This window comes from Desulfosceptrum tomskiensis (assembly GCF_049818055.1).
Taxonomy (GTDB): Bacteria; Bacillota; Desulfotomaculia; order Desulfotomaculales; family JASEER01; genus JBFLVT01.
The window spans coordinates 182,381-208,462 of record NZ_CP187479.1; the positions used below are offsets into that span (position 1 = coordinate 182,381).

Here is a 26,082-nt window from a genome sequence, read left to right on the forward strand (position 1 = left end):
AGTTTGAAGATCGGTTATCTGGGTCCCAGGGGCACTTTTTCGGCTGAAGCCGCCGCCATGCGTCAAAACGGCGGTGCCGCCCTTATACCGTGTCACTCTTTGCGGGAGATCGTTGACGGGGTGAAGGAAGGCGTGCTGGATGAGGGCATCCTTCCGGCCGAAAACGCCGCCGAGGGTTCCCTGGACGAAACGATGGATATCCTGGTGCGCGAACACGAGCACATTAAGATCGGCGGGGAGCTGATCCTGCCGGTGCAGCACCGCCTCCTGGCCCGCCCCGGAACGGCGGCGGACGACGTGCGCGTCGTTCTTTCCCACCCTCAGGCCCTGGCGCAGTGCCGTGAATTCGTAGCCTCGAGGCTGAAAAGCGCCCGGCTGTGCCCGGCGGCCAGCACGGCCGAGGCGGCCCGCCTGGTTGCCGCGACGGATGAGCCCTGGGCCTGTCTGGGTACGGTCGAGGCAGCCGCGTTGTACGGGCTTGCGGTCCTGGACGACAACGCCTGCGACATACGCGACAATGAGACCCGTTTTCTTGTTATCACCCGCGACGCCCTTCCGCCGAGCGGTAACGACAAGACCTCGCTCCTCGTGGAGATCACCGACCGGCCCGGGGCGCTCTATGCCCTGCTGGGGAACTTCGCCCGCCGGGGACTGAACCTGACGCGCATCGAGTCACGGCCGGCCAGGACCCGCTTGGGTAAATACCTGTTTTTTATCGACGTCGAGGGACACGCCGGAGCGCCGCCCTTGGACGACGTCCTGAATGAATTAAGGCAGGATTGCCGCAGCCTGGCGATCCTGGGCAGTTACCCCGCCGCACGGCCGAACGCCGGTGCGGGCGCCGGGACCGGGGAGTCTGTCGAAGACATCCGCAGGGAGATCGACGCGGTCGACAGCCAGATTCTCGATCTGCTGGCCAGGCGGGCCGGTCTTGTCCGACGGATCGGCAGCTTGAAGAAGGGACCGCTGCGCGACCCGGTCCGTGAACGGGCCATCATTACCCGGTTAAAAGAGCTGGCCGGACGGCGGGGGTATAACCCCGAGACGGTCGAGCGCATTTACCGCCTGCTGCTCGCTGATTCGGTCGCCGTCCAGGAAGCCCAGCGCAGGTTGCAGGAGTTGTAGCGCCCTGGCCGGTTTCTAAAGCGCACACCGTTTATGCGTGCCGAAAGACGCCGGGTTACAGCCCCGGCAAAAGTGAAGGCCGGCCCCCCGGGGGGCCGGCTTACGGGAGAGGTGCGTTGTGCTACGCCATATTCAGTTTGGTAGCCATAATATGCCTGCCGTCCCAAAGTGTGACTGTTCTTAGAACCTTTCTTTCTTCCTGGATCTCATACCTAACGCCTAATACCTAACACCGGCCGGCACGTCAGCGCCGGTCTTTAAGGGTGGGCCTGGCCAGGCGGACAATGTAGAAGTAAGCGAGGACGAAACCGGCGACGATTGCGATTGCGGCAAGAATCTGTAGGAGCGACACTAATTTTCTCCTCCGTATTCCTCAGTTTGAACTGAGACCTGACCCCAAGTTATGGTGCCGGCGGCACCGTTATTTCGCCGCTGTTACCTGAGGGAGCGGGCTGCGGCTGCGGCGCGGGCTGGGAAGCGGGCTGCGGCTGCGGCGGAACTAGAAAGGGCGCGATCCTGGGGTCACGGGCCATAGCCCGCAAAGTGTCGCGGACCCGGGGATCGGCCATCGTGTTCAGTACGCCCCGGCGGGCCCGTGGGTCGCCGAAAACTTCGGCCATGGCGTTCTGCATCTGGGGGTCGTCCATCATTTTGATCATGGCTTCGGTCCCGTCGGGACGGGCCAGAGCCCCGATCATGGCGTCGCGCATCTCCGGGGAGCGCATCCATACGGCCAGCGCCCGCTGCATCTCCGGGGCGGACATGATTTTCACCATCGGTTGCCGCGCGCTCGGCGAGCTGAGAATGGCAACCATGGCGTCGCGGTTGCCCGAATCCGTGATGAAATCGCGGACGTCTGTGGCGGTTACCGCCGGGGCCGCGGGTCTCCTGGCGGCGTCCATGTTGAAGGCGGGCGCGCTGAAAAGCCCGACGACGAAAGCCAGGGCCGCCGCTCCTACCAGCAAGGCCCAAAACCAGGGGTCGGGGCGTCCGAATCTTCTCCCGTTGCGGTCTGCATGGCGACGGTTCTCGTGGTCAGCCATGACTGGCACCTCCTGCTGGATTTTGCCTTTAGTATTCCGTCGAGATGCTTATGTATATCCATAAAGGCAGGCTCCGCCCGCCGCGCTCAATGCCAACGTTCAGCGCCCTTGTTACACGTCCCGTTCCTGGAAGACGACGAAGGCGCCGGCCAGGGTGACGGCGCCGATGACGAATAGGACGACCAGGTCGCGCGTAAAATGATCCGCCTTGAGGAGAACGCCTGCGGGGTCGTAGTACTGGAAGATGGAGAACGTTTTGAGGAAGGAGGCCCTGTCCCAGAGGTCGCCGATGAACTTCATGAAGAAGAAGACGGCGGTCAGGCTTCCCGCCAAGGCATTGCTGCGTCCGGTCTCGCTGGTCAGGGACGAAAACAGGAAGGAGTACCCGGCGACGGCAAAAAAGAGGGCGAAAAGGTTCACGGAAATAAGCGTCAGGCTTTGCAGGTCGGGGGCCGGTGTCAGGAAACCCATCCGTACGCCGATGGCCGTGCCGCTCCAGACGGCGGTGGAAAGGATCGCCAGGCCGAGAAGGGCGAAGAGCACGTGCGAACCGAGCACCTGGAAGCGGGTCACGGGCCGGCTCAGGATGAGGTCGACCGTCCGCCGGTCGATCTCCCCCGCCGCGGCCTGCGTGGCCGAAGAGATGACGAAGGCGCTGAAGAGCACCAAAACCAGCGGGTGGTTGTAGCCCACGGCCAGGAACCCGGGAACGCTGGTCAGGGCCAGCTCCCGTCCCCCCATGAGGCTGCGGATGCTTTCCGGGAGCGCCTGCATGAAATCGACGCCCACCTGGCGCAGGGAAGGATATACCGCTGCGATCAGGTACATGAAGCCGGCCATGGCCAGGGTATAGACCACCAGGGTCGTTTTCCTCCGCCACGCGATGACCGCCATCAGGGTTGTACTCACTTGACCTTGTTGTCTCCTTTACGGTAAAACTCCATGAACACGTCTTCAAGAGAAGCGCGCTGAACGACCAGGTCCCTGATGGTCAGGCCGGCGAGACGCCTCAACAGGGGGTCGAGGACGCCGCGGACCTTGAGTTCCACCCGGCGCTGGTCCAACTGCCTGACTTCGACATCGGGCAGGCGGAAAAGCTCCGCCGGGGCAGGCTGGTCGAGCGTGACTTCGACGATATGCAGGCGCTTCTCCCGCAGCGTTTCTATGCTTTCGTCGGCCACAAGGCGTCCCTGGCGGACGATGCCCACCCTCTCACAGACCTTTTCGACCTCCGACAGGTTATGGGACGACATAAAGATCGTCTTTCCCTCGTGCTTCGCCTCGCGGATCAAATCGTAAAAGGCCCTTTGCATGAGCGGGTCCAAACCCTCGGTGGGCTCGTCGAGGATCAGCAGTTCAGGGTCGTGCTGCAAGGCCTGGATGATGCCCAGTTTCTGTTTCATCCCCCGGGAATACTTACGGACGGGAAGCCACAGCGCGCTCCTGGAAAGCTCCAGCCTTTCGGCGATTTGCCGCCGCCGGCGGGCAAAGTCGCGCCCGTAAAAGCGCCCCAGGAAGCGCAGGGTTTCCTCCCCGCTCATGTCTTCATAGAAGCGGAGTTCCCCGGGCAGGTAACCGATGCGTCGCCGGAGCTCTTTGCCGTTTTGCCCGACCGGGTGCTCGAAAAGGTAGGCCTGGCCGCCGGTCGGCCTGATAAGTCCCAGAAGGGAGCGGATCGTGGTCGTTTTGCCGGAACCGTTGGCTCCCAGGAAACCGTAGATCGAGGCGTCGCTGACCGCGAGGTTGATGTCGGTGATGGCCGTGACCGGGCCGTAACGCTTGGTAAGATTTTCGGTGCGGATGACCGGCAATCGGATACCTCCCTCTGACGCTAGCCATATTCTTTCCCCCAGGAAGGCCCTGTAAAACAGAATCTGGCGCAGCCGTATTTTTAACGACCGTCCAAAGTAAGATCTAACATTAAGGTTTAGCGCTCGGCCTCTTGCTGCCGATCTATTTCCAGGGGGTGGAGGAAATGGGGCGAATGAGGGGAAGCCCCGTCCGGCGCCTGGGAGCGGCTGCCGCCGTCCTGATCGTGCTGCTCTTGCTCTTTCCGACAAGGGAGGCCTCCCGGCCGGTCCGGGAAACGCTGTTCAGTTCGAGACAGGCACCCCTGTCTGTTTTTGACCGCCTCGGGAAGGGCCTTCCCCAGCGGGACGTACGCCCTTTGTGGCTGGGAGTGGGCTCGGCCGCCCAACCCGCGGGGGAGAAGCTGCACCCGGCCGCCGTTGTAAACGGGTGCGCCTTTCTGTTGGCAGCCGGGCAGGGGAAGAACGCCGAAACGACCTTTCTTATCGACGCCGACCAAGGCGCGGGACTGGCCGGGGTCCATCCCCCCGCCGGGGTCTTTCGCCTGCCGGACGGCCCGCCGGTGCCCCTGGATTACCTTCGCCGGTGGGCCGGCAGCAGGCTTCCGGGGGCGGTCCTTCTTTTCGGCGCCGTCGAACTCGATGGGGTCAAAGGGAAAGAAAGGGGGCTGTTGTGCGCCTTTTTCGCCGGCGACAAACAGGGGTTGGACGGCTGGCCTTTCTGGACTGCGGGAACGGTGGGCAGGGCGGTCTGGCTCGAGGCGCCGGCCGACCCCGCCGCCGGTCTCTCCATCAGCGAAATGATGAAGGCGGTGCAGGGCCGCAAGCCCCTGATGATGGAGTTGCACCCCGAGACCCGCCTTCGCGCCGCACACGTCTATACCTGGACGAGCCCGGTTCTCCAACCATACACGTCCAAGATGGCATTCCCGCTTGCGGACCTCGCCCGGCTCGACCCCGGTATCGTTCTGGACATCCGCTACGCGACAACGAATAATTTCACCGGGCGGAAGATCTACCCGGAGGCACGCGCCTACCTGGCCAGGGACGTGGCTGAGCGGCTGGTGCTGGTAAATAAAGCCCTGCGCCGAAAGGGGTTCCGGCTGAAGGTCTATGACGCCTACCGGCCGGTGTCGGCCCACTGGCGTTTGTGGGAGGCGGCCAGGGACAAAAGCTTCCTGGCTGACCCGGGTATCGGTTCAAAGCACAGCAGGGCGGCGGCGGTGGACTGTACCCTCGTTACCCTTAACGGCGGCGAGGTGGAGATGCCCACCGCATTCGACGATTTCAGCTTCAACGCCTGCCGCAGCAGTCCAACGACGCCAAAAGCCCGGAGAAACCTGGACGTCCTGACGCGGGCGATGACCGAACAGGGCTTTCTTCCTCTCGAAAAGGAATGGTGGCATTTTGACGCCGCGGATTGGGCGAGGTATCCCTTGCTCGACATCCCGCTGGGATAGAGCCTGTTTTGTGCCTCACTTGACTCCGCCGGCTCGAAGAGAGATACTGGGACAGGGAGAGGGTGAAACTGCGGAATGGAGCTGTTACTGGGTTACCTGTTCATTTTCCTGGCCCGCGTCACCGATGTGTCCCTGGACGTGATCCGCGTCCTGCTGTTGACCAGGGGACGGAGGCTTCTGGCTACGTTGGTCGGTTTTCTCGAGGTCAGCATTTTCATCGTGATGCTCAACTTTGTGCTGCAAAACGGCCTGACCGACCCCGGCAAGATCATCGCCTACGCGGCCGGCTTCGCCACCGGCAACTTCCTGGGCAGCCTGATCGAGGAGAGAATGGCCATGGGGTTTCTCTCCATGCAGATCTTCCCTCCCATGCGCTGCGCCTGTGAACTGGTCGATGCCTTGCGCAACGCCGGGTTCGGGGTGACCACCGTAACGGGCGAGGGCAGCCGGGGACCGCGCCCCGTACTCTTTGTCTTCCTTAAGCGCAAAGACCTCCAGCGGGCCCTGAAGATCCTTGACGATACAGGTGTCGATATCTTTTATAACGTTATGGACGCCCGCGGTTTTCACGGGGGCATCTTCCCTTCGAATCCTGGAAGAATCTCCGTACGCAGGTAATATTGGGTGTAGGTTATAGGGTGGGCGGGGGACTCTCTTCTGCGATGGGCAAAGAAAAGCTGAACACCGAGCCCTTGCCGGGAACACTGTCAACCCAGACCTCTCCGCCGTGGACCTCCACGATTTGCTTGGCGATCGCCAATCCCAGTCCCGTGCCTCCTTCGTCCCGGCTGCGGGACTTTTCCACACGGTGGAACCGGTCCCATATGTAAGGCAGGTCCGCCTCCGGAATGCCCGGCCCCTCATCGCTTACGCTGACCACGACCCGGCGCCCTTCAGGCCGGACCGCTATTTCTATTTTCCCGCGCTCCGGCGAGTAACGCACGGCGTTGCTCACCAGGTTGGTCACGACCTGTTCGATGCGGTCCTCGTTCCCCAGAGCCGGCGGGGCGTCCGCGGGCACGTCCGTCACAAAGGAAATGTTCTTGGGACCGGCGCTGTTGTCCATTTTAAAGACCACCCGGGAGATCAGGTTGGACAGGTCGATGGCATGAAGCTCCCAGCCCCGTTTTCCGGATTCGATGATGGAGAGATCCAGGAGATCCTGGATCAATCGCTTCAAGCGCAGGGTCTCGGTATGGGCCATTTCGAGGTACCGGTCCTGCTCGGGCCCGGCCACGACGCCCTCGCGCACCGCTTCGACAGCCCCCTGGATGCTTGTCAGCGGCGTCCGCAGCTCGTGCGAGACGTTGGCGACGAAGTCGCGCCGCATTTGTTCCAGGCGCAGGAATTCGGTGATGTCTTGGAGGACCGCAACCGCCCCGGCCAGGGCGCCGCCCTGAGCGAGGATCGGGGAGGCGCTGGCGGCGTACACCTTTTGCCCGTCGGTACTGGTAACCTCGCGGCGCAGGTTCGTTCTGGTTTCCAGGACATCCCGGAAGACGCCGTCGAGTCCCGGAAAGGCGTCGATGACGGTGGAGCCTTCGGCGTTTTGGAGCCGGGCCTGTTCTTCGGCGCGGGCGTTGACCATCATTACGGCCCCCCCGGCATCCACGGCAATGACCGCCTCGGTCATGTTGGTGAGTATCTGGGCTATTTTTTCTTTTTCTTCGGCGAGGGCATTGACGTTACGGTCGAGATTGGCCGCCAGGTCGTTAATGTTAGCCGCCAGCCGGACAATTTCTTCAGGACCTTTTACCGACACCCGCTGGCTGAAATCGCCGGCGGCCATGGCCAGGGAAGCGCGGCTCATCTCTTTCAGCGGGCGCGACAGGGAGCGCGATAGAAAAAGCCCCAGGAAGACGGCCAGGCACACGGCGACAAGCGCGGCCTGGAACGATACCTTGCGTACCGCGGAGGTAACGGGGGCCAGGTCGGCGACGGGCGTATAGAGAACAACCGCACCGACCGTTTCCGACCCGTGCACGACGGGGACGGCGACCGAGAGCACGGTCTGGTTGAGGCGGGGATTGAAGCCGCAACTGGTCGCCACTTCGGCGTTTAATACCCTTTCAAGTTCAGGGAAAAGCCTTTCCGACCGGTGACCGAAACCCCCGTACATCCGCCCGCCGCCGGCTCCCGGGCTGAGTTGCAGGATCAACCCCTGGCGGTCGAGGATGACGACCTGCGCGTCCACCATCGTCGCCAGGCTGGCGAAGGGGAGCAGGACCTCGGAGCGGCTGCTCAAAAAAGGCTCGGCCAGCCGGGCGATTTCCTCGCCCTTCCTTATTAAATCCTTCTCCTTGACGGAGAGATAATAGTTGTTGAACAGGTAGGCCGTGGTCAGATGAACGGCCAGCAGGGTAGCCAGGATGACGGCCAGGTACGTGAGGAGCAGCCTTTGCAGCAGAGTGCGCCCCATTATTCCGTCACCTCGAATTTATAGCCCAGTCCCCAGACCGTTCTTATATAGTTGGTGCCCTGCGGGTTTCTGAGCTTTTCCCTGATACGCTTGATATGGGTGTCCACGGTCCGCGGGTCGCCGAAATAGTCGTATCCCCAGACGCCGGCGAGAAGCTGGTCGCGGGTATAGAGCCGGCCCGGTTTGCCGGCGAGAAAGCGCAATAGTTCAAACTCCTTCGGGGAGAGGCTCACTTCGCTGCCGTAAACGGTAACGCGGTGGGTGGCGTCGTCGATCTCGAGGCCGGGGAACGTGAGGGTGCGCGATTCTTCTCTAATTCCTGCGCGGCGCAGCACGGCTTTGATCCTGGCCACAAGTTCACGCGGGCTGAACGGCTTGGCGACGTAGTCGTCGGCGCCCAGCTCAAGGCCCAGCACCCTGTCGTACTCCTCGCCCTTGGCCGAAAGCATGATCACCGGAACGGTGTTTCCCTGTTCCCTTATGGAGCGCAGTACCGCCCAGCCGTCGAGCTTGGGGAGCATAATGTCGAGGACGACCAGGGCCGGGTTGAGCAGCTCCACTTTTTCCAGGGCTTCCTCGCCGTCAAAAGCGCCGCTCATGTGATAACCTTCTTTTTCCAGGTAGACCCGGACGAGTTCGTGAATGGGCTTTTCATCGTCGACCAGGAGAATGCTGTCCCGCGCCAATGGAGATTCACCTCATTATTAAGTCAACATTAAGTCAACATTAAGTTAACAAGTCAACCGAGGAATATCAGCAACCTTGTCCGCTGCCTCCAGTATAGAACAAGCCATGGGTTGAAACAAATCACAAAGCACTAAACGCTAAGCACGGGAGACTTGGAAGGATTCGGCGTCACCGAATCCTTCCATTGGTAATCCCATAGCTTAATGCTTACTGCTGAACGCTTGGCGCGAAGCGCCATTGTCCCCGGTTCATCTGCTGTCCCCGCAGGGAATCCCATTTGACCTGCTGGTCGGGGGTCAAGATGCCGCGCATTTCGGCGCGGTGTTTGAAAGCGTTGTCCCGGATTTCCGAACGCAGTTTGAAAATTTGGTTCTGTAGCGCCCGGACCTTGTTCACGTCGGGATTGCGCTCGAAACTCAGCTGGCGCAACTGGAACATCAGCTCCTGGAGCTGGTTGCGCTTCACGCTCTGGATTTTAAAGTGATCCTCGTTCAGCTGGCGCATCTTCTCGGCCTGCTGGTCGGTAAGGCCCAGCGCCTCCACGAGGTTGATCCACCTGTCTTGACCCAGTAAAGGCGCATCCGCCGCCCAGGCCGCGCCCCCCGCCGAAAGGAGCAGCAGGCAGGCCAGGATGGCGACAACAAGCTTTTTCGCCATGCTCACACCTCCTTTCCCGTTTATTCAATCTGTTACTGCCAGCGTACATAGTATTTGTGACCAAACCGTGATCAAACCGTCACAATAAAGGGAAAATTAGGGCATTAGCATTGAGATTTATAGATGGTTGCTATTTTATAGAAAACGCCTGCGGGAATGGGTTATGATAGGATTAGCCTGTTGGCGGATTCAGGAAAGTACGCAGACATCAATCGCGTTGCTGGAGGGTTGCCGGAGTGGATTTTTTTCGCGCGTTGACCGTCGAAGCCGCGCTGGCCGAGCTGCGAAGGCATTTTCAGGCTCTTTTGGAGACAGAGAAAGTCGATCTTCGCCAGGCGCTGGGCAGGGTGCTGGCCCGGGACTGTTTTGCTCCCGAGGACGTGCCGGGTTTCGACCGGAGCACGATGGACGGGTTTGCCGTACGGGCCAGGGATACCTTCGGCGCGTCCGAGGGTCTCCCCGCTTACCTGGAAGTGACGGGGGAGATCCTGATGGGGGAGGCCCCCAGCGGGGAAATCGGGGCCGCCGAGGCCTTTCGCGTTCCCACCGGGGGCATGCTGCCCGCCGGGGCCGATGCGGTGGTCATGCTGGAGTATACCGAGCCGCTCGACGACAGAACGATCGGGGTTGTCCGTCCCGTGGCCCCTGGAGAGAATGTCATCCGCCGGGGCGACGATTTGCGCCGGGACGAGCAGCTCTTCGAGGCGGGTCACCGCTTGCGCCCCCAGGATGTCGGGCTCCTGGCGGCGGCCGGCATAGGTGAAGTGGAAGTGTACAGGCGTCTCCGTGTCGGTATCATCACGACCGGGGACGAGATCGTGCCTGTCAAGGCAAAACCGGGACCGGGACAGGTCCGTGACGTGAACTCGTACACGGCCCAGGGTCAGGTTGTGGAGTGCGGCGGCGAACCCGTTCTTTTCGGGGTCGTGCCGGACGAATTTGAGAGCCTGGCGGCGGTATTGCGCCGCGCGCTTGCCGAAACCGACCTGGTGGTCATCTCGGGAGGCAGTTCGGTCGGCGCCCGCGACATCACCGCCAGGGTCATCGACTCGCTGGGCGAGCCGGGCGTCCTTTTTCACGGCCTCGCCGTCCGGCCGGGCAAGCCTACAATCGGCGCGGTGGTCGGCGGCAAACTTGTCTTCGGGCTTCCCGGTCACCCCGTCTCAGCCATGGTGGTCTTTCGCCTGCTGGTGGCCCCTCTCCTGGACCCGCGCGCAGGACGGTCGGCGATCAGGGCCAGGATCAGGCGTTCCCTGCGGTCTCAGGTGGGCAAGGAGGATTACGTCCGGGTACGCCTGGTGTGGGAGAACGGCGAACTCTACGCCGAACCGGTTCTCGGCAAGTCCGGCCTCATCGCCACGATGGCGCGGGCCGACGGCCTGGCCCGCATCCCCCTCGACCGCGAAGGGGTGGCGGAAGGCGAACCCGTGGAAGTGATCCTGTTTTAGCAGGATGACTTCTACGGGATGTTAGCAGTTGGATGTTGGCTGTTGGAGTTGGAGGCTAAGGAAAGGATTTGGCTGACAGCGAACAGCCAACAGCGTGAGGTTACACTGGAGGCGGCAGTACCGAACCGCTCCATAAGGAGAACTGATCGATGAAAAGGAACGTGTACCTTTCGGAGACGCCCCGGGAGGACGCCCTGCGGCAGTACTTGGAATTCCTGCATATGCAAGGGGCCCTGTCGCCGGGACAGCCGGAAGCGGTGAGCACCAGGGACGCGGTGGGGCGGGTCAGCGCCCGGCCCGTCTTCGCCAGGGTTTCATCCCCGCATTTCAATGCCTCGGCGATGGACGGGCTGGCCGTAAGGTCCCGCGACACTTTCGGCGCCGGCGACCAGACCCCGCTGCGGTTGAAGGTGGGGGAACGGGCTTTCGTTGTCGATACGGGTGACCCTCTCCCTCCGGACTGTGACGCCGTGATTATGATTGAGGATGTCCATTACGTCGGCGAGGACGTCGTGGAAATCATCGCTCCCGCTTTCCCCTGGCAACACGTGCGGCCGATAGGGGAGGACATCGTCGCCACCGAAATGATCATTCCGGCCAACCACGTGATACGTCCCGTCGATATAGGCGGGCTGCTCGCCGGCGGCGTAACCGAGGTGGCCGTCCATCCCCGCCCGCTGCTGACGGTTATCCCGACGGGAACCGAGGTGGTCGAGGCGGGCGGTGAGCTGCGTCCGGGGGACATCGTGGAGTATAACAGCGGCGTCCTCGGGGCGATGGCCCGGGAATGGGGCGCGGATTTCCGGCGGCACCCGATCGTTCCCGACGACTATGCGAGGCTGCGGGAGGCCTTGGAGAAAGTGGTGGAGGACAGCGACCTCGTCGTGATCAATGCCGGAGCTTCCGCGGGGCGCGAGGATTTCAGCGCGTCGCTGATTAACGAGTTGGGCCGGGTCGTGGTGCACGGGGTGGCGATCAAACCCGGAAAACCGGTGATCCTCGGCGCGATCAAAGGCAAGCCCGTCTTGGGGATACCCGGCTATCCCGTTTCCGCGGCCTTGACTTTCGAGTTGTTCGCCAGGCCGGTGATTTACGCCAAGCTCGGGCGCGCCGTCCCCGAGCGGGACCAAGTGGACGCCGTCCTCTCCCGCCGCGTGGTGTCCCCGATGGGGGTTGAGGAGTTCGTGCGCGTCAAGCTCGGCCGGGTCGGCGAGAGGACGGTGGCCACCCCCCTGGGCCGGGGCGCGGGCCTGATCCTTACCCTGATCCGCGCCGACGGTGTTTTGCGCGTCCCGCGGCTGAACGAGGGCTACGAGGCGGGGAGCCGGGTGAAGGTGGAACTCCTCCGGCCCGCGAATGAGATAGAGAACACCACGGTGGTTATCGGCAGCCACGACATCGCCCTGGACGTAATCGCCAACCACATCAAAATCAAGTTCCCCGAGGCCAGCCTCTCTTCGGCGCACGTCGGGAGCCTGGGAGGCATCAACGCCCTGAAGCGGGGAGAGGCGCACCTGGCCGGTACCCACCTTTTGGACGAGGAAACCGGGGAATACAACGTCGCTTTCGTCAAACGCCTCCTGGGCGGCCGGGGCGGTATCCTGGTCAACCTGGCCTGGCGCGAGCAGGGCTTTATCGTAGCCCCGGGGAACCCGAAGCAGATCCGGGACTTCAGCGACCTCGGGCGCGAGAACGTGCGTTTCGTGAACAGGCAGAGGGGGGCCGGGACCAGGGTCCTTGCCGACTACCACCTGAAGCGGGTGGGACTGAAGCCGCAGCAGGTCAACGGGTACGACCGTGAAGAATATACCCACATGGCTGTGGCCGCAGCCGTGGCCGGCGGGACGGCGGACTGCGGCCTGGGCATCCGGGCAGCGGCGGAGTCCCTGGGGCTCGATTTTGTGCCGGTCGCCGAAGAACGCTATGATCTCTTGACCCTCCGCGAGTTCTGGGAGACACCTTATGTGCAAAGGGTCGTGGCCGTTATCAATGATCCCGGTTTCAAGGACGCCGTCGAGCGCCTGGGCGGTTACGACCTGCGCGACTGCGGCAGGATCATGTGGGAGGAATAGGCGTGGCTGAGTTAACGCATATTGACGGGCGCGGTAAGGCCAAAATGGTCGACGTGAGCGCTAAGGATGCAACCTGCCGCGAGGCGGTGGCCCGCGGCGAAGTGAAGATGGACGTGGAGACCTTGCGCCGCATTCTCCGGCACCAGATCGCCAAGGGGGAAGTGCTCGCCGTGGCGCGGGTGGCCGGCATTATGGCTGCCAAGGAAACGGCGCGGCTGATCCCTCTCTGTCACCCCCTCAACCTGACGGCGGTGGAGGTAAGTTTTCATCCGCGTGAGGAAGAGGGCCGGCTGGAGATAGAGGGGCGGGCTAGGGTGGCCGGTCAGACCGGCGTGGAGATGGAGGCCTTGACGGCGGTAAGCGTGGCGGCCCTGACCGTGTATGATATGTGCAAGGCCGTCGATAAACATATGGTTATCGGGGCGATAAGACTGGTCAGTAAATCGGGAGGCCGAAGCGGCGTCTTTCAGCGAGAGGGGGAAGAAACATGGGCGGACGTGTGGTAGCTGTCTGCACCAGCGCAACAAAGGGAGTCAAGAAAACTAACGTCGGCGAAGCCTACCTTGAGGTGGAACACGGGATCATGGGGGATGCCCACGCCGGGCCGTGGCACCGCCAGGTGAGCCTGCTCTCCACCGACAGCATCGCCAAGATGCGGGCCAAAGGGCTGGACGTCCACTTCGGCGACTTTGCCGAGAACCTTACCATTGAAGGTCTGGAGCTCTTCTCGCTGCCGGTGGGGACGAGGCTGCGCATCGGTTCCGAAGTCGTCGGCGAGGTGACGCAGATTGGCAAGCAGTGCCACAAGGGGTGCGCCATCTTCCAGCAGGTCGGCGACTGCGTGATGCCCCGTGAAGGGATTTTTATCAAGGTGGTCAAACCCGGCAAGGTCAAGGTTGGTGACGCCGTGGAGGTCGTAACCGATGTATAGCGTAGGGATCGTGACCATCAGCGATAAGGGCGCGCGCGGGGAAAGGGTTGACGAGAGCGGGCGCGTGCTGACCGAGATGGTGTCGGCGCAGGGCTGGGAGGTGGCCGAGACCAGGCTGATCAGCGACGACTTCAACGGGATCGTGGATACCCTGATCGAGCTCTGCGACCGGAGGAAGCTGCACCTGGTGCTGACCACGGGGGGGACGGGCTTCGGCGAGCGCGACAACACGCCGGAGGCCACCCTGGAGGTTGCGGAGCGGCTTGTTCCGGGGCTTCCCGAGGCCATGCGCGCCGAGAGCGCCAAGATCACCCCGCGCGCCTACCTGAGCAGGGCTGTCGCCGGAATCCGCAAGCACACCTTGATCGTCAACCTGCCGGGGAGCCCGAAAGCGGTAAGGGAGTGCCTGGCGGTCATCCTGCCGGCCCTGCCGCACGGCCTGGACATGCTGGCGGGCAACGCGCATGAATGTGCGCGCGAGACTTAAGACGTAAGACTTAGGATATAGTACGAAGGAATTCGGCTATAACCGAATTCCAACCAGCTTTCTTATGTCCTATGTCCTACGACCTACGGTCCAGACGGCATAAGCATCGCTTTTAGACAAAGTAACGAATTAGCGGAATAAGGAGAATTCTATGCAACCCATTCTTTTTTACATCGGCCCTTTGCCCGTGCACGGTTACGGGCTGATGCTGGCCATAGGCGTTGCCGTGGGTACCTGGGTGGTCGCCCGCGAAGGCCGGCGCCTGGGCTGGAACGTCGATACCCTGCTCGATCTCGCCATCTACCTGATCATTGCCGGTGTCGCAGGCAGCCGTCTCCTTTACTTGCTGATCGAACCGCAAGAGATTAGGAGCCCGCTGGACGTGCTGCGGGTCTGGGAAGGCGGCCTTTCTTTTTATGGGGCCCTGGGGCTCTGCCTGGTCGTCTTTATCTGGTTCGCCCGGCGGAGAAGGCTGCCGGTATACGGCCTGGGTGACTTGCTGGCTTTGGGCGTGGCGGCGGGTTACCCCTTCGGACGCATCGGCTGCTTTTTGAACGGCTGCTGTTACGGCCGTCCTACCGACTTGCCGTGGGCAGTGACTTTTCCGTTCGACCATATCGCCCGCCATCCGACTCAACTGTATTCGGCGGGCTTCGGACTGGCGATCTTCCTGACCCTGTGGTTCCTGCGCAAGCGCAAACCTTTCGATGGTTACCTGATGTGGCTGTATCTTTTTCTTTACGCTGCTTACCGGTTCATCATCGACTTTTGGCGTGAGTCCCCGCCAGGGGTTGAGTGGCTGACGGTCGGGCAGCTCGGGAGCCTGGCTGTGATGCTCGTGGCGCTTATCGCTTTGCGACTTCTTAGCCGCAAAGCGCGCATCACAAACTGATGTCATTACAACTGATACCTGACATCCGGACAAGATCCGAACCCTATGGCTCGATCTTATCCATGGCTTCCTTCTGGACTTTCAGGATGGTCGTCATAACCTCGTTCAGCATGGCCTGATAGGCGGCGCGGGCTTCGAGCAATTCCCTGCACAGGCGGTTTTTGTGCAACTCGAGCTCCAGGGCTTCCAGTCCCTTTATTTCCGCCTCGGTGAGCTCCCCTTTCTCCGCCTTGATGGCATAGGCCTTTTTCGTTGCCTCGTACTTTTGCAGGAGCTCCAGGGACACCATGTTGTTGAAAGCCTTATCCTGTTTTTCCCTTACCTGGCGGAACTGTTCGGATTCAACCAGGGCCTTGCCCAGTTCGGTGGCCTTTTCTATGATGACGGGGGAGACGGGGATTTGCGACACGTATTATACCTCCAATGCGTTTAAATATTTGCTGGATGCTTCCCGGCCGATAACTCCATTAGAATTTTTGATGGCATTCCTGCACGGCCCGGCACCCAACCCGAAGAACCCCTTGCCTTCAAAGCTAACTGTTGTCTTCGGGATCCAAGAAGATTAGTTCTGCCTGCGACTTAACTTCCCGGTTGAGCGCTGGGGAGTCCAACAGTTAAGCGCTAAATGCCGGAGGATTGGAGTCTCCGGCTCCAATCCTCCGTATTATACCATGGTATGTGCGCTTGCACACAAGGAGCATTCGTAATATCTTCGGGCCCGCGGACATAGACTTTATTTATGGATTCAGCCTTCGGCCTGTTATGGTTATCTTTGCCCGAAAAACCGCCGGAGCAAATGCTTTATTCTATTCCAGAGTTTCACATATCTCGGACTTGCCTCGTTCAAACAATCGTGATATATTCTAGTTGACAAACGTCCAAGCCTTTGTTCCTGGGTTTTTCGAGGGACACCGCTCTGCCCGGCAGAGATTTTTTTAGACAATTTATGTGCTGAACTTCACAAAACCTACTGCCAGATATTGGTAGGTTACCGCGACGATTTCAGTAACAAAACGTAAAAAATGGGTGCAGATTCTCAGCAGGAAAAACGGATGGACACGTCGAAGGTATCCCAGCGATGCAAGTTTAATTTTTCACATTGGGTTGCCGTTTAATAGCCAACCAACCGGTGAACCCCGCAAGACAGAGGCGAGTGGTGTTCTGTCTTTGCGGATTTGAGGAGAATTGTCAGTTATTCTCCTTACTCTGTGAGGGGAGCAAAACCCACTGACAACCCATTTTGCGAAGGGAGTGGTGTTCAGGAAGCCAGTTTTTGGTACCGGGAACGGAATGCTGAAGACTTGTTTGTGGTTCCAAGCTACAAAACTTAAATTAGGAGGTTCGAGTAAATGCCGGCATTTGTAATCGCTGAAAAGTGCGACGGCTGCAAAGGGCAGGACAAGACCGCTTGCATGTACATCTGCCCGAACGACCTGATGAAGCTGGACAAAGAGAGAATGAAGGCCTTCAACCAGGAATACGACATGTGCTGGGAATGCCTGTGCTGTGCGAAGATTTGCCCGCAGCAGGCCATTGACCTGAGAGGCTATGCCGACTTCGTTCCGATGGGCGCCGCCTGCGTGCCCTTGAGAGGCTCCAAGGACATTATGTGGACGGTTAAGTTCCGCAACGGCAACGTGAAGCGCTTCAAGTTCCCGATCCGGACCACCGACGAAGGCACCGCTGTTCCGGATGGCGGCTTCGGCGCCGGCGTTGACGACATCAACAACCCGACCTACCTGTATACCGAGCCCGCTTCCCTGGACTTCCTGGGCACTGGCGTTGACGTTCCCAAAGTGAAATAACTAACGGAGGAGGTTTAGTTTAATGCCGAATTTTGAAACTGTAGAAGTCACTACTGATGTCCTTATCATCGGTGGTGGTATGGCTGCTTGCGGCGCTGCTGTCGAAGCTGCGCACTGGGCCAAGAAGCACGGAATCAAGGTCACCCTCGTTGACAAGGCGGCCATGGACAGAAGCGGTGCCGTGGCGATGGGCCTTTCCGCCATCAACCTGTACCTCGGCATTGCTGAGGGCCAGAACACCTGCATGGACTATGTTGAATACGTCCGCAACGACTTGATGGGTATCGCCCGCGACGACCTCGTGTACGACATCGCCCGTCACGTTGACTCCACCGTGCACCTGTTCGAAAGATGGGGCCTCCCGATCTGGAAAGCCGAAGACGGCTCCTACCTGCGTGAGAGCGGCCGCTGGCAGTTGATGATCAACGGCGAGTCCTACAAGATCATCGTTGCGGAAGCCGCGAAGAACGCTCTTGGCAAGGAAAACATCTACGAGCGCGTATTTGTCGTCGAGCCGCTTGTTGACGGCGACAGAATCGCGGGCGCTGTCGGTTTCAGCACTCGTGAAGAAAAGGTCTACGTCTTCCGCGCGAAGGCCGTCCTCTGCGCGATGGGCGGTGCGGTCGGCGTGTTCCGTCCGCGGTCCACTGGCGAAGGTCTCGGCCGCTCCTGGTACCCGCCGTTCTCGACCGGTTCCAGCGCCTACTTCACGATTAAGGCCGGCGCCGAGATGACCTGCCAGGAAGTCCGCTTCATCCCGGTCCGCTTCAAGGACGCCTACGGCCCGGTCGGCGCCTGGTTCTTGCTCTTCAAGTCCACCGCCACCAACGCCAACGGCGAAGTCTACATGCAGACCAACGCGGAAGAGCTCAAGAAGTGGGGCCGCTTTGGTTCCGTGAAGCCGATGCCGGCCAACCTGCGTAACTGGCTCGGCATGATCGACGTCGCGGCCGGCAAGGGCCCGATCTACATGCAGACCGCTGAAGCCATCCAGAGACTGGCCGCCAAGTACGAAGGCGATGAGAAGGCCTTCAAGAAGAAGATGAAGCAGCTCGAAGCGGAAGCTTGGGAAGACTTCCTTGACATGACCATCGCCCAGGCTCTCCTGTGGGCCGCCTGCAACATCGAGCCCGAAGTGAAGCCGTCCGAAATCGCCGCCGCCGAGCCGTACTTCATCGGTTCGCACTCCGGTGCCTCCGGCGCCTGGGTCAGCGGTTCGCCCGACATCGCTCCGGCTGAGTACTTCTGGGGCTACGCCTGCATGACCACCGTGAAGGGCCTCTTCGCTGCTGGTGACGCCTCCGGCGCCTCCTCGCACAAGTTCTCTTCCGGTTCCCACGCTGAAGGCCGTATCGCCGGCAAGTGGATCTGCAAGTACGTCCTTGACAACCCCGAGCTTCCGAACGTCGACGCGGCTGAAGTCGAGGCCATCAAGGAGCGTATCGTCCGCCCGATCAAACTCTTCGAAGAGTTCAGCGGCTACGGCACCACTCCGGAGATCAACCCGAACTACATCCTGCCGAAGCAGTACATGTTCCGTGTCCAGAAGATCATGGACGAGTACGCCGGCGGTTACACCTCCAACTTCACCACCAGCAAGGCGCTGCTTGAGAAGGGCCTTGAGTACCTACAGCTTCTGAAGGAAGACTCCGAGAAGCTCGCGGCCCGCGACCTGCACGAGCTGATGCGCTGCTACGAGAACATCCACAGAACCTGGCAGGCTGAGGCGCACATCCGCAGCGTCCTGTTCCGTGAAGAGACCCGTTGGCCCGGCTACTACTTCCGCGCTGACAAGCCGTCCTTGGACGACAGTTGGGAAGTCTTCGTCAACTGCAAGTACGACCGTGCCACCGGCAACTGGGAAGTCTTCAAGAAGCCCATCATCAGACTGTAAGCTGAAATACCAAGCGGGTAGCGGGCGAAATCGTACGATTTCGCCCGCCCGCTTACCTTCTACTTATAAGTCTATTGCCTTTGTTATCGCAGCTACTCGTAGAAGGGTGTCAGACGGCAGCCTGGAGACGGGAGGCCTAAGCCTCCCGCCTAGTTTTTTAATCATCTAGTGGCAAACCGTCTCAATGGAGTTAAATGCAGAACGATATGGGTGGTGTAAGGATGGTCAACAAAACTATTTTGGTGGTTGGGGGGGGCATCAGCGGGCTGACTTCAGCTCTTGAAGCTGCGGAAGCCGGGTACGAGGTGTTCATCGTGGAGAAGAACCCGTATCTCGGCGGCCGGGTGGCCCAGCTCAACAAGTATTTCCCCAAGATTTGCCCTCCGAACTGCGGACTGGAAATCAACTTTAAGAGAATTAAGAACAACCCGCGTGTCCGGTTTTTCACCATGGCTGAGGTTGAGAGTGTCGCGGGGAAACCCGGTGACTTCGACGTTACCGTCAAGCTGAACCCCCGGTATGTCAACCAGAACTGTACAGCCTGCGGCAAGTGTGTCGAAGCCTGCTCCATGGAAAGAGCCGACGAGTTTAACTATGGACTGGGCAAGACCAAGGCGATCTATCTCCCGCATACGTTTGCTTTCCCCATGAAGTACGCCATCGACATGGCGGCCTGCGACCGCTGCGGGAAGTGTGTTGAGGCCTGTACTTATCAGGCGGTTGATCTGGGGATGGAAGCCAAGACCGTAAACCTGAAGGTCGGCGCCATCGTATGGGCTACCGGCTGGAAGCCCTATGACGCCGCCAAGATCAGCTACTACGGCTTTGGCCGCCACCAGAACGTCATCACCAACGTGATGCTGGAACGTCTCGCCGCCCTGACCGGCCCCACGGAAGGTAAGATCCTGCGTCCTTCCGACGGCGGTGCGCCCAAGACAATCGCGTTCGTGCAGTGCGCGGGCTCCCGCGATGAAAACCACCTGGCCTTCTGTTCCCAGGTCTGCTGCCTGGCGACTCTGAAGCAGGTCGGTTACGTCCGCGAGCAGTACCCGGATGCCAAGATCTACATTTTCTATATCGATATCCGGGCGATGGGCAAGTACGAAGATATGTTCGCCAAGGTTCAGAAGGATGAAAACGTGGTCTTCGTCAAGGGCAAAGTCGGCGAGATCACTGCGGGTGAAAACGGCGGGCTGGTCCTTGAGGTGGAAGACCAGAGCACCGGGAAGGTCCTGTTCCAGCCGGTCGACATGGTGGTCCTGGCCACCGGGATGGAGCCGGCAACCCGGGCATGCGTTATCCCCGGTGTGTCGCGTGACCAGGACGGCTTTGTGCAGTCTGAGGGCGGCGTAATCGGCGCCGGCTGCGTCAGGAAGCCGATGGAAGTCGCCCAGACCGTGCGCGATGCTACCGGTGCGGCCCTTAAAGCTATCCAGGTGGTAGGGGGTGGCAACTAATGGATAAGAAGATTGGCGTATTTATTTGCACGGGCTGTGGTATTGGCGAGGCCTTAGACGCGGAAAAGCTGTCCAAAGTCGCCACCAGGGACCTTAAAGCCGCCGTCTGCAAGACCCACGGCTTCCTGTGCGGTGCCGAAGGTGTTGACCTGATCAAGAAGGACATCGAAGACCAGGGTATCAACACCGTGGTCGTGGCTGCTTGTTCCCCGCGAGTCAACTACGATGTCTTTAACTTCGGCCCGTCGGTCATTGCGGAAAGAGTCAACCTGCGCGAGCAGGTCGTCTGGTCCCACCCGGCCAACGACGAGGACACCCAGATCATGGCCGAGGACTATCTGCTTATGGCCGGCGCCAAGATTAAAGCTATGGAACTCCCGGAGCCCTACCAGGTTGAAAATCCGTCGAAGGCCGTGCTGGTTGTCGGCGGCGGTCTCACCGGTATGGCGGCCGCCCTGGAAGTGGCCAAGGCCGGTTACCAGGCCGTGATCGTCGAGAAGGAAGCGACACTCGGCGGCTATGCTGGCAAGTTCTACAAGTTCGCCCCCACCAAGGCTCCTTATACCGACCTTGAGGAGAACCCCATTCCCGCCCTTGCCAAGGAAATTGAGGAGAACCCGCTGATCAAGGTCTACACCTCGGCGGAGGTCGAGCAGATCGCCGGCGGCCCCGGCAAATTTGACGTCACGATTAAGGGCGGCGGTTCCGAGCGCGTGGGCGCGATTATCCTGGCGACTGGCGCTACGCCGTACGATCCGGCCAAGGTTGAAAACCTCGGCTTCGGTAAATACGCCGATGTCATTACGCACGCTCAGTTTGAAGAGATCGCGGCCAAGGGTAAGATCACCCGTCCGTCCGACGGCAAGGAAGTTCAGAGGGTGGCATTCATCCAGTGCGTGGGCTCGCGCGACGAGAACCACCTGCCGTACTGTTCGGCTGCCTGCTGCGTCGAGACCCTCAAGCACGCCACCTACCTGAAGGAACTGAATCCCGATGCCCAGGCGTACGTATTCTATAAGGACATCCGTACCCCGGGCAAGTTCGAGCATTTCTACAAGAAGGTGCAGGCCGACGGCACCGTCTTCCTGAAGGCCGATGTGGCCGGCGTCGGGGAAATGGGCGGCAAGCTGCTGGTCGAGGCCACCGAAGCCGTCACGGGTGATAAGGTCGTCATGGAGGGTATAGACCTTGTCGTCCTTGCCAACGGTATGGTCCCGTCTTACAGCGAAACCAAACAGCCGGGGATGGAAGAAGGCAAGACGATCCTCAACCTGGCTTACAGGCAGGGTCCGGAGCTGCCGCTTCTCAAGTACGGGTTCCCCGACTCCCACTTCATCTGCTTCCCGTACGAGACGCGCAGGACCGGTATCTACACCGCCGGCAGCGTCAGGGCCCCGATGCACGTCACCTCAACCCTTGAGGATGCCGCCGGTGCGGCCTGCAAGGCCATCCAGTGCGTGGAGTCCACGGCAAGAGGCGTTGCGGTACACCCGAGATCGGGCGACCTGTCCTTCCCCGAGTTCTTCATGCAGCGGTGCACGCAGTGCAAGCGGTGTACCGAGGAATGCCCCTTCGGCGCTATCAACGAGGATGAAAAGGGCAACCCGCTGCCCGAACCGACCCGCTGCCGCAGGTGCGGTACCTGTATGGGCGCCTGCCCCGAAAGAATCATCTCCTTCAAGAACTACTCGGTCAACATGATCGGTGGTATGATTAAGGCCGTCGAGGTTCCCGAGGAAGACGAGGAGAAGCCGAGAATCCTCATCTTCGCCTGCGAGAACGACGCCTACCCCGCTCTGGATATGGCCGGTATCAACAGGCTGGAGTACAGCCAGTGGGTCAGAATTATCCCGGTCCGCTGCCTTGGTTCCTTAAACCTGATCTGGATCAACGACTCGATGTCCGGCGGCTGGGACGGCGTACTCCTGATGGGCTGCAAGCACGGCGACGACTACCAGTGCCACTTTGTCAAGGGCAGCGAGCTCGCCGAGATCCGCCTGTCGAAGGTTTCGGAAACCCTTGACCGCCTGGGTCTGGAGTCTGAACGCTGCCGCCAGGTCGAAGTCAGCATCATGGACTATCAGGAGATCCCGAAGATCATCAGCGACTTCGCTGAAAGATTAGAGGAACTCGGCCCGAACCCGATGAAGGGCTTCTAGGCTCATTGTCGAATATTAGGTTAGTCTGCTGACTGGTGGTTTTTGCCGGGGGTGGGTTGCACCCGCCCCCCGGCGATTCATCACGCGGCGAGCTCAATCGGCAAAGGGGAGTTCTTCGAAAGATTCTGGAACGGTTGCACTCCGTGCAAGGCAATAATTCCGGACCAGTCTGGAGGGGGTAGAGGAAAGATGTCCGCAGAAAATAAGCCGTCCTATGATCCAAGTTTTACCCGCGAGCTCCGCAAGATCGAGGGCGGAGAGTACGCCACGCAATGCATGCAGTGCGGCTTGTGTGCCGTGACCTGCCCGGCGCGTAAGATGATGGACTATCCTCCGCGCCAGTTGTTCAAGATGATCCAGGCCGGCGAAAAGGATGCCGTCCTGAAGGCTAACACCCCGTGGCTGTGCACCTCCTGCTATCACTGCACCGTGCGCTGCCCGCGCGGCATTCCCATCGTCGACTTCATGCACGCGCTGAAGAATTACCACTACGCCAAGGGAACCAAGGCGCCGATCCTCCTGCTGAGCAAGGTGTTCTTCGACAGCATGATGAAGCGCGGCAAAGTATTCGAGCTTGGCATGACCAACGGTTATTTCATGAAGCAGGGCCCGGGTTCCATTCCTGAGGCCATGAAGCAGCAGGATGTCGGTCTGGAAATGATCAAGCACAAGCGCCTGCCCTTCTTCCCGCCGAAGAAGGTCAAGGGGCTGGGCCAGGTCAAGAAGATTTACGACAAAGCCAAGGCGCTGGCAAAGGAGGGACACTAGATGCCGTATAGTTTCTATCCCGGATGTTCAATGGAGGCGACGGGGAAGGCCTACCACGTTTCTTTTGAGTGCGTGAATAAGGCCCTGGACCTCGAAGCCCACGAGATTCCGGATTGGAACTGCTGTGGGGCGACGGTCGTCGCCAACATCACCGGCGACTTCCCGCAGCTGGCTGTCGCCTCCCGCAACCTGGCGCTTGCCGAGCCGGCGGGCCACGACGTCCTGATCGGCTGCAGCTCCTGCTTCGTGAACCTGGCGTGGGCCAACGAGAAGTTCAAGACCGACCCCAAGTTCGCCGCCAAGATCAACGAGGCTTTGAGCGCGGCCGGGCTGAAGTACAACGGGACCTTGCGTGTCCGCCAGCTGATCGACGTGCTCGTTAACGACGTCGGCCTGGAAAAGATCAAGGCCCGGGTCGTGAAGCCGCTTACGGGCTTGAAGGTAGCCTGCTACACCGGCTGCCAGACCGTTCGCGCCTTGCGGCGCCCGGATTTCGACGACGTGGAGTACCCGCAGATGTTGGACAAGATCGTGGAGGCCCTCGGCGCCACGCCGGTGCCGTTCCCGATGGCGGCCAGGTGCTGCGGCGGCTCGCAGCAGTTTACGAATGTCCAGTTGATCTACGAGTTGACGGGTAGTGTTCTTGAATGCGCCGCCCAGGCCGGGGCGGACCTGATGGTTACCCCGTGCCCGATGTGTCACATGAACACCGACGTTTACCAGCGTAAGATCAACAAGGTGCTGGGGCGCAACTACGACATCCCCGTTCTCTTCATCACGCAGTTGATGGGCGTGGCCTTCGACTGCAAGCCGAAAGAACTGGGCTTCGAGTACAACATCGTCTCGCCCAGCAAGGTCCTCGCCAAGATCAAGTAATCGGGAAGGGGCGCCGTCCAGGCGCCCTTAACTGTTTAGCGGGGCAAACGGGCCGACGTCTCGCCGGGCCGCTGTTTGCCCCTTCCGTTTCCTCCTTTGGTGTGCACTGGCGGCGGAAGGAATAGGACGAAGCAAAACGAATACTTGTTAGCTAAAGGCAAGCGCCGGCCGGGAGCGTGTTCTCAGCGCCGGCTGACCGCGACTTTGGGAGGGATCGCGGGTGACCAGGGAAAGGGTTTACATTGATGCCGATGTGCTGATTATCGGCGGCGGAACGGCCGGTTGCCTTGCAGCCTATGAAGCCAGGCAGGCCGGCGGTCCCGGGCTTAAGATCGTAATCCTGGAAAAGGCTTTCATCCGGCACAGCGGCTGCCTGTCGGCAGGCATGAACGCCCTCAACATGTATCTCAACCAGGGCACGCCGGAAGACTACGTGGCCTATGCCCGTTACGACATGCACGGGGCGCCGATCCGGGAAGACATCCTGTTAAGCGTCGCCGAGCTGGTCAACGATACGGTGGCCTTGATGGAGAAGCAGGGGCTGCCCATTAAAAAGAAACCCGACGGCAGTTACTTCAATCGCGGCAAGTGGAACATCGAGATCAACGGGGCGCTGCTCAAGCCGATCACGGCCAGCATGGCCATGGAGGCCGGAGCGGAAGTTTACAACCGCGTCTATGTTACCGATCTCATTACCGTTGACGGTAAGGCCGCGGGCTGCATAGGGTTCGGCATCCGTGACGGGAAGACCTACATCGCCCGGGGCAAGGTGATCCTCGTTTGTTCCGGCGGGGCTGCGGGGCTCTGGCGGCCGAGGGGTCACGGCGACGCCCACCACCGGATCTGGTATTATCCGTTCAACACCGGGGCCAGCTACGCCATGTGTAAGCGGGCGGGCGCCAAGATGACCGGGTTCGAGGTGCGCATCGTACCCTTAAGGACGAAGGACACTTATTCGCCTACGGGGACGCTGGCTATCGGGGTCGGCGCCCCTATGGTCAACGCTCTGGGGGAAGCCTTTATGATTGACCGTGAGGAATATGCCGGCCTAGGCGGGCATAACGCTCCGACACTGATACGTGTTAAGGCCTTCTGCAAGGAGACCGAGGAGCACCGGGGTCCGATCTACATGGATACACGCCGCGGCGACCCGGCGAGGGTGGCCGGGTTAAAGGGGCAGTACCTGGACATGTCCCCCATCCTGGTCCTTTATTGGGGCGCGCACGATATCGACCCTTCCCGGGAGCCGATCGAGATCGACGCCGGCGATCCCCACATTTGCGGCGCTCATGTGGGCTCCGCCGGGGCGTGGACCATCGGTACGTCGCGGATGACCACGGTGGACCGGCTCTTCGTTTCCGGTGACGCCCTGGGCGGGGCGCCGTCGCGTTTCATCTCCGGGTCGTGGGCCTGCGGGAGGTTGGCCGCCCGCAGCATGGTTGAGTATCTCAAGACCGGCAACTTGGAGTTTTTAATTTTGGACCCCGCCCTGGTCGACGCCTGTGAAAAGAGGGTGTTTGCCCCGTTGGACCGCTACGCCCGGTGCGATTTCTTCACCAACGGGAAACCGCAGAACGGGATCGTCCCGCAGGACATGGAGTGGCGGATGCAGGCCGTAATGGAGGAGTATTGCGGCGGGCGCTCGCGCTTTTTCTACGTTAACGAAACCTACCTGGCCCTGGCCAGAAAGCACGTCAACCATATGCGGCGCCACCAGCTCCAGTACCTGGTGGCGAAGGACCTGCACGACCTGCAGCTCGCCTGGGATGTTATCAACCGGCTGGACGTCTGCCATCTGGTGATCGAACACATCGATTACCGCAAGGAGACGCGCTTCCCTGGCTCGGTTAACAGGACCGATTATCCGGATGTCGACGACGTCAACTTCGACTGCTTCGTCACCTCGGTATACGATCCCGCTACCGACGAACTGATCATGGATAAAGAACCGTATGTGCAGATAGTCCCCGGGGACCGCCGTAAAGAAACCATCTAGCGTTATACGTTAGGTGGTTTCGCACTTAGCACTCAGCGTTCAGCGTTAGGAATAATAAGTAAGAGGATTCGGCGTAGCCGAATCCTCTTCAAGAATAT

Annotated in this window: 23 protein-coding genes; 16 read left to right on the top strand and 7 right to left on the bottom strand. The window is 60.5% G+C overall.

What is annotated here, in order from left to right:
* Positions 1 to 3: 3 nt before the first annotated feature.
* Positions 4 to 1,125 (top strand): prephenate dehydratase, encoded by a 1,122-nt coding sequence (pheA, locus tag ACPV0M_RS00985; protein WP_425621138.1) that lies wholly within the window; start codon positions 4 to 6, stop codon positions 1,123 to 1,125.
* A 401-nt stretch (positions 1,126 to 1,526) separates the two neighbouring features.
* Here pheA and ACPV0M_RS00990 read toward each other — a convergent pair whose 3' ends face one another.
* The 3 genes from ACPV0M_RS00990 to ACPV0M_RS01000 all read right to left on the bottom strand — a co-directional run bounded on the left by ACPV0M_RS00990 (position 1,527) and on the right by ACPV0M_RS01000 (position 3,979).
* Entirely contained in the window at positions 1,527 to 2,168 is a 642-nt protein-coding gene (locus tag ACPV0M_RS00990; RefSeq protein WP_425621139.1) for a hypothetical protein, read from the bottom strand.
* Between the two features lie 111 nt (positions 2,169 to 2,279).
* Positions 2,280 to 3,077: an ABC transporter permease subunit gene (locus tag ACPV0M_RS00995; RefSeq protein ID WP_425621140.1), complete on the bottom strand. Its 798-nt coding sequence runs from the start codon at positions 3,075 to 3,077 to the stop codon at positions 2,280 to 2,282.
* A complete protein-coding gene (locus ACPV0M_RS01000; protein ID WP_425621141.1) occupies positions 3,074 to 3,979 on the bottom strand; it encodes an ATP-binding cassette domain-containing protein in 906 nt (301 codons plus the stop codon). Before ACPV0M_RS01000 ends, ACPV0M_RS00995 begins: the two co-directional genes overlap by 4 nt.
* A 164-nt stretch (positions 3,980 to 4,143) precedes the next feature.
* Here ACPV0M_RS01000 and ACPV0M_RS01005 point away from each other — a divergent pair, with 164 nt between their 5' ends.
* Together ACPV0M_RS01005 and ACPV0M_RS01010 are read left to right on the top strand one after the other, a co-directional pair.
* Positions 4,144 to 5,436 carry a M15 family metallopeptidase gene (locus tag ACPV0M_RS01005; RefSeq protein WP_425621142.1) on the top strand — a complete coding sequence of 431 codons (1,293 nt, stop codon included), beginning with the start codon at positions 4,144 to 4,146 and terminating at the stop codon, positions 5,434 to 5,436.
* A gap of 75 nt (positions 5,437 to 5,511) precedes the next feature.
* On the top strand, positions 5,512 to 6,054 hold the full coding sequence (locus ACPV0M_RS01010) for a DUF2179 domain-containing protein (protein ID WP_425621143.1): 543 nt from the start codon (positions 5,512 to 5,514) through the stop codon (positions 6,052 to 6,054).
* A 13-nt stretch (positions 6,055 to 6,067) separates the two neighbouring features.
* On the opposite strand, the gene ACPV0M_RS01015 is transcribed toward ACPV0M_RS01010, so the two are convergent.
* The 3 genes from ACPV0M_RS01015 to ACPV0M_RS01025 form a co-directional block, all read right to left on the bottom strand.
* Positions 6,068 to 7,855: an ATP-binding protein gene (locus ACPV0M_RS01015; RefSeq protein ID WP_425621144.1), complete on the bottom strand. Its 1,788-nt coding sequence runs from the start codon at positions 7,853 to 7,855 to the stop codon at positions 6,068 to 6,070.
* Complete coding sequence (locus tag ACPV0M_RS01020) at positions 7,855 to 8,541, bottom strand: response regulator transcription factor (RefSeq protein WP_425621145.1); 687 nt, start codon at positions 8,539 to 8,541, stop codon at positions 7,855 to 7,857. The genes ACPV0M_RS01015 and ACPV0M_RS01020 overlap by 1 nt, the downstream gene beginning before the upstream one ends.
* A 208-nt stretch (positions 8,542 to 8,749) precedes the next feature.
* Positions 8,750 to 9,199, bottom strand: a complete 450-nt coding sequence (locus ACPV0M_RS01025) for a Spy/CpxP family protein refolding chaperone (RefSeq protein ID WP_425621146.1) — start codon at positions 9,197 to 9,199, stop codon at positions 8,750 to 8,752.
* Between the two features lie 236 nt (positions 9,200 to 9,435).
* Between ACPV0M_RS01025 and glp the strand changes: the two genes are divergently transcribed.
* From glp to lgt, 6 genes are all read left to right on the top strand, one after another.
* Positions 9,436 to 10,647, top strand: a complete 1,212-nt coding sequence (glp, locus tag ACPV0M_RS01030; protein ID WP_425621147.1) for a gephyrin-like molybdotransferase Glp — start codon at positions 9,436 to 9,438, stop codon at positions 10,645 to 10,647.
* A 149-nt stretch (positions 10,648 to 10,796) separates the two neighbouring features.
* Entirely contained in the window at positions 10,797 to 12,719 is a 1,923-nt protein-coding gene (locus tag ACPV0M_RS01035; protein WP_425621148.1) for a molybdopterin biosynthesis protein, read from the top strand.
* Positions 12,720 to 12,721: 2 nt separating this feature from the next.
* On the top strand, positions 12,722 to 13,225 hold the full coding sequence (gene moaC, locus ACPV0M_RS01040; RefSeq protein WP_425621149.1) for a cyclic pyranopterin monophosphate synthase MoaC: 504 nt from the start codon (positions 12,722 to 12,724) through the stop codon (positions 13,223 to 13,225).
* Positions 13,207 to 13,650 carry an MOSC domain-containing protein gene (locus tag ACPV0M_RS01045; protein WP_425621150.1) on the top strand — a complete coding sequence of 148 codons (444 nt, stop codon included), beginning with the start codon at positions 13,207 to 13,209 and terminating at the stop codon, positions 13,648 to 13,650. The genes moaC and ACPV0M_RS01045 overlap by 19 nt, the downstream gene beginning before the upstream one ends.
* Positions 13,643 to 14,137, top strand: coding sequence for a MogA/MoaB family molybdenum cofactor biosynthesis protein (locus tag ACPV0M_RS01050; protein ID WP_425621151.1), 495 nt, complete (start codon positions 13,643 to 13,645; stop codon positions 14,135 to 14,137). Before ACPV0M_RS01045 ends, ACPV0M_RS01050 begins: the two co-directional genes overlap by 8 nt.
* Positions 14,138 to 14,288: 151 nt before the next feature.
* A complete protein-coding gene (gene lgt, locus ACPV0M_RS01055; RefSeq protein ID WP_425621152.1) occupies positions 14,289 to 15,029 on the top strand; it encodes a prolipoprotein diacylglyceryl transferase in 741 nt (246 codons plus the stop codon).
* 43 nt (positions 15,030 to 15,072) lie between these two features.
* Here lgt and ACPV0M_RS01060 read toward each other — a convergent pair whose 3' ends face one another.
* Entirely contained in the window at positions 15,073 to 15,438 is a 366-nt protein-coding gene (locus ACPV0M_RS01060) for a YlbF family regulator (RefSeq protein WP_425621153.1), read from the bottom strand.
* Positions 15,439 to 16,378: 940 nt separating this feature from the next.
* Here ACPV0M_RS01060 and aprB point away from each other — a divergent pair.
* The 7 genes from aprB to ACPV0M_RS01095 all read left to right on the top strand — a co-directional run bounded on the left by aprB (position 16,379) and on the right by ACPV0M_RS01095 (position 25,984).
* Positions 16,379 to 16,834, top strand: coding sequence for an adenylyl-sulfate reductase subunit beta (gene aprB / locus ACPV0M_RS01065; protein WP_425621154.1), 456 nt, complete (start codon positions 16,379 to 16,381; stop codon positions 16,832 to 16,834).
* A 22-nt stretch (positions 16,835 to 16,856) separates the two neighbouring features.
* Complete coding sequence (aprA, locus tag ACPV0M_RS01070; RefSeq protein ID WP_425621155.1) at positions 16,857 to 18,728, top strand: adenylyl-sulfate reductase subunit alpha; 1,872 nt, start codon at positions 16,857 to 16,859, stop codon at positions 18,726 to 18,728.
* A gap of 221 nt (positions 18,729 to 18,949) precedes the next feature.
* On the top strand, positions 18,950 to 20,185 hold the full coding sequence (locus ACPV0M_RS01075; protein ID WP_425621156.1) for an FAD-dependent oxidoreductase: 1,236 nt from the start codon (positions 18,950 to 18,952) through the stop codon (positions 20,183 to 20,185).
* Positions 20,185 to 22,344, top strand: a complete 2,160-nt coding sequence (locus ACPV0M_RS01080) for a hydrogenase iron-sulfur subunit (protein ID WP_425621157.1) — start codon at positions 20,185 to 20,187, stop codon at positions 22,342 to 22,344. The genes ACPV0M_RS01075 and ACPV0M_RS01080 overlap by 1 nt, the downstream gene beginning before the upstream one ends.
* A 189-nt stretch (positions 22,345 to 22,533) precedes the next feature.
* A complete protein-coding gene (locus ACPV0M_RS01085; protein WP_425621158.1) occupies positions 22,534 to 23,112 on the top strand; it encodes a 4Fe-4S dicluster domain-containing protein in 579 nt (192 codons plus the stop codon).
* Positions 23,113 to 23,988 (top strand): CoB--CoM heterodisulfide reductase iron-sulfur subunit B family protein, encoded by an 876-nt coding sequence (locus ACPV0M_RS01090; RefSeq protein ID WP_425621159.1) that lies wholly within the window; start codon positions 23,113 to 23,115, stop codon positions 23,986 to 23,988.
* A gap of 220 nt (positions 23,989 to 24,208) precedes the next feature.
* Positions 24,209 to 25,984 (top strand): adenylyl-sulfate reductase subunit alpha, encoded by a 1,776-nt coding sequence (locus ACPV0M_RS01095; RefSeq protein ID WP_425621160.1) that lies wholly within the window; start codon positions 24,209 to 24,211, stop codon positions 25,982 to 25,984.
* The last annotated feature ends 98 nt before the right edge of the window (positions 25,985 to 26,082 follow it).

What these genes read in the sequence shown, in the direction of transcription:
- ACPV0M_RS00990 (WP_425621139.1), bottom strand. Translation starts at nt 2,168, where the DNA reads ATGGCTGACCACGAGAACCGTCGCCATGCAGACCGCAACGGGAGAAGA.
- ACPV0M_RS01005 (WP_425621142.1), top strand. Translation starts at nt 4,144, where the DNA reads ATGGGGCGAATGAGGGGAAGCCCCGTCCGGCGCCTGGGAGCGGCTGCC.
- ACPV0M_RS01010 (WP_425621143.1), top strand. Translation starts at nt 5,512, where the DNA reads ATGGAGCTGTTACTGGGTTACCTGTTCATTTTCCTGGCCCGCGTCACC.
- ACPV0M_RS01015 (WP_425621144.1), bottom strand. Translation starts at nt 7,855, where the DNA reads ATGGGGCGCACTCTGCTGCAAAGGCTGCTCCTCACGTACCTGGCCGTC.
- ACPV0M_RS01025 (WP_425621146.1), bottom strand. Translation starts at nt 9,199, where the DNA reads ATGGCGAAAAAGCTTGTTGTCGCCATCCTGGCCTGCCTGCTGCTCCTT.
- ACPV0M_RS01035 (WP_425621148.1), top strand. Translation starts at nt 10,797, where the DNA reads ATGAAAAGGAACGTGTACCTTTCGGAGACGCCCCGGGAGGACGCCCTG.
- ACPV0M_RS01045 (WP_425621150.1), top strand. Translation starts at nt 13,207, where the DNA reads ATGGGCGGACGTGTGGTAGCTGTCTGCACCAGCGCAACAAAGGGAGTC.
- ACPV0M_RS01050 (WP_425621151.1), top strand. Translation starts at nt 13,643, where the DNA reads ATGTATAGCGTAGGGATCGTGACCATCAGCGATAAGGGCGCGCGCGGG.
- lgt (WP_425621152.1), top strand. Translation starts at nt 14,289, where the DNA reads ATGCAACCCATTCTTTTTTACATCGGCCCTTTGCCCGTGCACGGTTAC.
- aprB (WP_425621154.1), top strand. Translation starts at nt 16,379, where the DNA reads ATGCCGGCATTTGTAATCGCTGAAAAGTGCGACGGCTGCAAAGGGCAG.
- aprA (WP_425621155.1), top strand. Translation starts at nt 16,857, where the DNA reads ATGCCGAATTTTGAAACTGTAGAAGTCACTACTGATGTCCTTATCATC.
- ACPV0M_RS01075 (WP_425621156.1), top strand. Translation starts at nt 18,950, where the DNA reads ATGGTCAACAAAACTATTTTGGTGGTTGGGGGGGGCATCAGCGGGCTG.
- ACPV0M_RS01080 (WP_425621157.1), top strand. Translation starts at nt 20,185, where the DNA reads ATGGATAAGAAGATTGGCGTATTTATTTGCACGGGCTGTGGTATTGGC.
- ACPV0M_RS01085 (WP_425621158.1), top strand. Translation starts at nt 22,534, where the DNA reads ATGTCCGCAGAAAATAAGCCGTCCTATGATCCAAGTTTTACCCGCGAG.
- ACPV0M_RS01090 (WP_425621159.1), top strand. Translation starts at nt 23,113, where the DNA reads ATGCCGTATAGTTTCTATCCCGGATGTTCAATGGAGGCGACGGGGAAG.